Origin of the sequence: Sinorhizobium sp. 8-89, from assembly GCF_030124325.1 — a bacterium.
Classification (GTDB): domain Bacteria; phylum Pseudomonadota; class Alphaproteobacteria; order Rhizobiales; family Rhizobiaceae; genus Sinorhizobium.
This window is the reverse complement of sequence record NZ_JASKLR010000019.1, coordinates 100,240-106,304: the sequence shown is the minus strand read 5'-3', so window position 1 is coordinate 106,304 and position 6,065 is coordinate 100,240. Positions and strand designations below refer to the sequence as shown.

Sequence of the window (6,065 nt, the reverse complement as noted above, 5' to 3'; positions counted from 1 at the left end):
GCGAAGGTCATCGTCGCCAGCAGCGCCGCCGCCCTCGTCAGTGATCGGGCTTATAGACCCGCACCCTTTCCCCAGTCAACAGCCATTTTCAAAAAAACGTCAAAAAAACACAAAACACTGAAATCAAAGGGGAATTTCAAGCAGGCCCGGAAGGGGAGAAAAACTAGCCTCCAGAAATCCGGCGTCTCGTGTCTCGACGGTGAAAACACTGCCGCTGATCGCCTCCCTAATATGGTTAACGCACTATTGCGCTTCAAGAGCACGCCGATAGTTGTTTCCGGGTACCGATCTTTCGCGCAGAAAACACGATCGGTTCTCGTTGACCGCGTCAACGAGAAAGTCGCGCACGGCGCGAACCCGCGGCACTGCAATCAGGTCACGATGGCAGATCAGCCAGTAGGTGCGCTTGAGCTCTATTTCCTCCGACAACACGATCTCGAGATTGGGTTCGTCACGCGCCATGAAATGCGGCAAAACGCAGAGACCCAGCCCCTGTCGCGCGGCCTTCAGCTGGGTGAGGATACTCGAGCTTTGGAAATGCGCGCGAAGTCCTGGCTGGACTTCGCCGAGATAGTCGAGCCCCGGCGTGAAGATCATGTCCTCGATATAACCGACGAAACGGTGAGAGCCGAGATCGTTGCGGCTGCGGATCAGGGGATGGGTGGCGAGATAGCTGCGCGCGCCATAGACGTGCAGTGTGTAGGGCGTCAGCACCTCGGAATGGTATGGACCAGCCTTGGGCGCCGCAAGCGCCACGGCGATATCCGCCTCCTTGCGCGACAGCGACATGATCTGCTGGATCGCCACCAGTTCGAGCGAGATGTTCGGATAGCTGTCGGCAAAGGCTGCGAGCCGGTCCGACAGAAAGAAATTGCCGAAGCCCTCAAGCGTGGAAAGCCGGACGACGCCGCGTTGCGCGGTCATGCCGTCGCTGATGTCGAGCTGAAGTTGCTCCGTCTCCCGCTCGATGCGCTCGGCCGTCTCGACGAAGCGTTGCCCCATGGTCGTCAGCACGTAACCGCGTGGATTGCGCTCGAAGAGCTTGACCTTGAGTGCGAATTCCAGTCGGTCGATGCGGCGCGACACGGTCGCGTGGCTGGTTCTGAGCCGCCGCGCGGCGGTCGACAGTTGTCCCGTTCTCGCGACCGCCAGGAAGAATTGCAGGTCGTCCCAGGTGAAATTCGGATTCATGCGCGCCCCCTCTGTTCGAAAATGAACAGACCCTGTTTGTAATTTACGGTTCGGCCCGCTTGCATCCAAGCAAAATTTTCGGGATTGTAAGCATCGAGCCGACATCTGAGGAGCATGTCTGGCCAATTTTGAACAGAGCCAAGCGGATCGAATCCCCGCCGATATCGCCAAGAGGGGTATCGGAACCGTCGCGCGTCCTTAGCGATGTTTCGCCCGCCCAACTCTGACAAGTCCTGGGAGGAGACATGATGCATAAGAAACTGATGGCTACGCTTGCGATGGTGCTCGCGAGCAGCACGGCGGCACTTGCCGACGCGTCGGACGGCAAGGTGAAGATCGGGATCCTCAACGACCAGTCCGGCGTCTACGCCGATTTCGGCGGCAAGTCCTCCTATGAGGCGGCGCTGATGGCGGTCGAGGATTTCGGCGGCAAGGTGCTTGGCGTGCCGGTCGAGGTGGTCACAGCCGACCATCAGAACAAGCCGGACATCGCCTCCAACATCGCTCGGCAATGGTACGACACCGAACAGGTGGACAGCATCATGGAACTGACGACGTCGTCAGTGGCGCTCGCGGTTCAGGCCATCTCCAAGGAGAAGAAGAAGGTCGACATCGTCACCGGCGCGGCAACGACGGAGCTGACCGGCAAACAATGCAGCCCCTATGGCTTCCACTGGGCATATGACACCCATTCGCTTGCCGTGGGTACCGGTGGCGCGCTCGTGAAACAAGGCGGCGACAGCTGGTTCTTCCTGACAGCCGACTATGCGTTCGGCTATTCGCTGGAAGAAAACGCCGGTAACTTCGTCAAGGAAAACGGCGGTTCGGTCGTCGGCGCGGTCCGCCATCCGCTGGCAACGACCGACTTCTCCTCCTTCCTGCTGCAGGCGCAGTCCTCCGGCGCCAAGGTGATCGGCCTCGCAAATGCCGGCCTCGACACCTCGAACGCGATCAAGCAGGCCGCCGAATTCGGGATCGTCCAGGGCGGACAACGTCTCGCGGCCCTCCTCTTCACACTTGCCGAAGTGCACGGCCTCGGCCTCGAATCCGCTCAAGGGCTGACGCTGACCGAAGGCTTCTATTGGAATCGTGACGAGGAAAGCGCGACATTCGGCAAGCGCTTCATGGAACGCACCGGCAAGATGCCGAACATGGTCCACGCCGGCACCTATTCGGCTGTGTTGCAGTATCTGAAGGCGATCGAGAAGGCCGGCACCGACGAAGCCGAGGCGGTCTCCAAGGAGTTGCATGCGCTTCCCGTCAACGACGTCTTCGCCAAGAACGGCACCGTCGCGCCGAATGGCCGCATGATCCACGACATGTATTTGCTTGAAGTGAAAAAGCCGGAAGAGAGCAAGGAGGCCTGGGACTATTTCAAGGTTCTCGCGACAATTCCCGGCAAGGACGCCTTCATCGATCCGGCCGAGAGCGGCTGCGATCTCGTGAAGTCCTGATCGGCCCGATCGCAATGACCGTGACCACGCCTTCGCAGAATGGAGCACCGCGGGTGGTTTTGTCCGCCCGCGGTCTCCGCCGTGACTTCGGCGGCTTCACCGCCGTCAAGGATGTCGATCTCGACGTCCATCACGCCCGCGTGCATGCGCTGATCGGCCCGAACGGGGCTGGCAAGACAACCGTGTTCAACCTGCTGACCAAGTTCCTGCAGCCGACCCACGGCACGATCACGCTGCTCGGTGAAGACATCACCAACACCGCCCCGGACAAGGTAGCCCGCATGGGCCTGGTGCGCTCGTTCCAGATCTCGGCAGTGTTCCCGCACCTGACCGTGCTCGATAATGTGCGCGTGGCCCTGCAGCGGCCGAACCATCTTGCAACGCAATTCTGGAAGCCGCTTTCCGCACTCGAGGCCTTGAATGCCAAGGCCGATCAGCTGATCCGCTCCGTCGGCCTTGACAAGGAGCGCAACGCCATCGCGGCGGATCTCTCCTATGGCCGCAAACGTGTGCTCGAGATCGCGACGACGCTGGCGCTCGATCCGAAAGTCCTGTTGCTGGACGAACCGATGGCCGGCATGGGCCACGAGGACGTCGGCATGGTCGCCGAGATCATCCGAGAAGTGGCGCGCGAGCGCGCCGTTCTGATGGTCGAGCACAATCTCTGCGTCGTCGCGACGCTCTGCCACCACGTCACCGTGCTGCAGCGCGGCGAAATTCTGGCCGAGGGCGAGTATGCCACGGTGGCGGAGGATCCGCGCGTGCGCACCGCCTATATGGGCACGGAGGAAGCCTGACATGAAACCGCTGCTCAAGGTCTCAGGCCTCAATGCCTGGTACGGCGAAAGCCATATTCTTCACGGTGTCGACATGACCGTCGGCGAGGGCGAGATGGTGACACTGCTCGGCCGCAACGGCGTCGGCAAGACGACGACGTTGCGTGCCATCATGGGGATCGTGCGCGAACGTAAGGGCGGGATCGATTTCGCCGGCGAGGATCTGATCCGCGTGCCGCTGCACCGCGTCGCCCATCGTGGCCTCGGTTTCATCCCCGAGGAGCGCGGCATCTTCTCGACCCTTTCGGTCTATGAAAACCTTCTGCTGCCGCCGGCCGTCGCCAAGGGCGGCATGACCATCGACGAGATTTTCGACCTTTTCCCCAACCTGCACGAACGCCGCAACAGCCAGGGAACCAAGCTTTCCGGTGGCGAACAGCAGATGCTGGCGATAGCCCGCATCCTTAGAACCGGCGTCCGGATGATGCTGCTCGACGAGCCGACCGAAGGGCTCGCCCCGGTGATCGTCCAGCGGATCGGCGACGTCTTGAGGAAACTGAAGGAGCGCGGCATGACCGTTCTTCTCGTCGAGCAGAATTTCCGCTTCGCGAGCAAGGTTGCCGACCGTTTCTATCTCATGGACCATGGCCGGGTTGCCGGGGAGTTCCCGGTCTCGGAGCTTTCCCAACGCATGGACATGCTGCATGATGTGCTTGGAGTGTAGGCCATGACCACGATTTTCGGAATTCCGCTCCAGGCCTTTCTCGGGCAGCTCCTGATCGGGCTCATCAACGGCTCCTTCTATGCGCTGTTGAGCCTCGGCCTTGCGATCATCTTCGGCCTGCTGCGCGTCATCAACTTTGCCCACGGGGCGCAATACATGCTGGGCGCCTTTGCCGCCTGGCTGCTGTTGTCGCATTTCGGCGTCGGCTACTGGCCGGCCCTCATCCTCGCGCCGCTTCTCGTCGGCCTCCTCGGCGCCGTCATAGAGCGCACGATGCTCCGGCGGCTCTATTCGCTCGACCCGCTCTACGGCCTGCTCTTCACCTTCGGCCTGGCTTTGACCGTCGAGGGAACCTTCCGCTATCTCTACGGCGCCTCCGGCCAGCCCTACGCGACGCCAACGCTGCTTGCGGGCGGCACCAATCTCGGCTTCATGTTCCTGCCCGTCTATCGCGGCTGGGTCATCGCCTTCTCGCTCGCCGTGTGCCTCGGCACATGGCTTGTCATCGAGAAGACCAAGCTCGGGTCGTATCTCAGGGCGGCAACGGAAAACCCTGTGCTCGTACAGTCCTTCGGCATCAACGTGCCGTTCCTGCTGACGCTGACCTATGGCCTCGGCGCGGCCCTTGCGGCGCTTGCAGGCGTGCTGGCCGCACCGATCTACCAGGTCTCGCCGCTGATGGGATCGAACATCATCATCATCGTCTTCGCCGTCGTCGTCGTTGGCGGCATGGGCTCGATCATGGGGGCGATCATCACCGGCTATATGCTCGGCGTCGCCGAGGGACTGACCAAGGTCTTCTATCCGGAGGCCTCCAATATCGTGATCTTCGTGATCATGGCCATCGTTCTCCTGATACGGCCGGCGGGCCTCTTCGGCCGGGATGCTTGATATGACCCTGACACTCGAACTCCAGAAGCAGAAGGAACGCTCGCCCGTCATCGTGCAGACGATCTTTCTCGGCGCCGGGCTTGCTCTTCTCCTGCTCGCACCGTTGTTCTTCTATCCCGTCTTCCTGATGAAGCTCTTGTGCTTCGCGCTCTTCGCCTGCGCCTTCAATCTGCTGCTCGGATATACCGGCCTGCTTTCCTTCGGGCATGCCGCCTTCTTCGGCGGCGCCGCCTACTTCACCGCGCACGCGATCAAGGAATGGGGCCTGCCACCCGAACTCGGCATCCTTGTCGGCGTCGCCGGTGCGGCCCTGCTCGGGGTGGTCATCGGCTTCTTCGCCATCCGCCGCCAGGGCATCTATTTTGCGATGATCACGCTGGCGCTGGCGCAAATGTTCTATTTCTTCTGCCTGCAGGCCGAGTTCACGCATGGCGAGGACGGGATACAGTCGGTACCGCGCGGTCATCTTTTCGGCTTCATTGATCTGTCGCAATCGACGAACATGTACTACTTCGTGCTCGCCGTATTCGTGCTCGGCATCGCGATCATCTGGCGGATCATCAACTCGCCGTTCGGCATGATCTTGAAATCGATCCGCGAGAACGAGACGCGGGCCATCTCGCTCGGCTATTCGGTGAGAAACTACAAGCTGGGGGCCTTCGTCATGTCGGCGGCGCTGACCGGATTGGCCGGTGGTGTGAAGGCGCTGGTCTTCCAGTTTGCCACCTTGACCGATGTCGGCTGGCAGATGTCGGGCGAGGTCATCCTGATGACCTTGCTCGGCGGCATCGGCACGCTGATCGGGCCGCTCTTCGGCGCGGGTCTCGTCGTCACGCTCCAGAACTATCTGGCGACGTCCGAATTTCCCGTCACGATCATCACCGGCCTTGTCTTCATGGCCTGTGTGCTCCTGTTCCGCCGCGGCATCGTTGGAGAGTTTTACAACTCGCGCCTTGGTCGCAAACTCGGCTTCGAGCATCGCCACAAGCACTGACTACGTATCGGTCCGAGCCATCGGACCCCGACATC

The 6,065-nt window shown here is 61.2% G+C and carries 6 protein-coding genes; 5 read left to right on the top strand and 1 reads right to left on the bottom strand.

The genetic code is table 11. The annotated features are described in order from the left end of the window. Nucleotides 1–243: 243 nt before the first annotated feature. Nucleotides 244–1,191 (bottom strand): LysR family transcriptional regulator, encoded by a 948-nt coding sequence (locus QN219_RS25995; RefSeq protein WP_284003002.1) that lies wholly within the window; start codon nt 1,189–1,191, stop codon nt 244–246. Between the two features lie 248 nt (nt 1,192–1,439). On the opposite strand from QN219_RS25995, the gene QN219_RS25990 reads away from it, so the two are divergent. From QN219_RS25990 to QN219_RS25970, 5 genes are read left to right on the top strand one after another with little or no spacing between them, the layout of a single operon-like run. Then, a complete protein-coding gene (locus tag QN219_RS25990) occupies nt 1,440–2,645 on the top strand; it encodes an ABC transporter substrate-binding protein (RefSeq protein WP_284003001.1) in 1,206 nt (401 codons plus the stop codon). Nucleotides 2,646–2,659: 14 nt separating this feature from the next. Further along, complete coding sequence (locus tag QN219_RS25985; RefSeq protein WP_284003000.1) at nt 2,660–3,442, top strand: ABC transporter ATP-binding protein; 783 nt, start codon at nt 2,660–2,662, stop codon at nt 3,440–3,442. 1 nt (nt 3,443) lies between these two features. Beyond that, nucleotides 3,444–4,145 (top strand): ABC transporter ATP-binding protein, encoded by a 702-nt coding sequence (locus QN219_RS25980; protein ID WP_284002999.1) that lies wholly within the window; start codon nt 3,444–3,446, stop codon nt 4,143–4,145. 3 nt (nt 4,146–4,148) lie between these two features. Beyond that, entirely contained in the window at nt 4,149–5,036 is an 888-nt protein-coding gene (locus tag QN219_RS25975) for a branched-chain amino acid ABC transporter permease (RefSeq protein ID WP_284002998.1), read from the top strand. 1 nt (nt 5,037) lies between these two features. After that, nucleotides 5,038–6,030 carry a branched-chain amino acid ABC transporter permease gene (locus QN219_RS25970; RefSeq protein WP_405052266.1) on the top strand — a complete coding sequence of 331 codons (993 nt, stop codon included), beginning with the start codon at nt 5,038–5,040 and terminating at the stop codon, nt 6,028–6,030. The last annotated feature ends 35 nt before the right edge of the window (nt 6,031–6,065 follow it).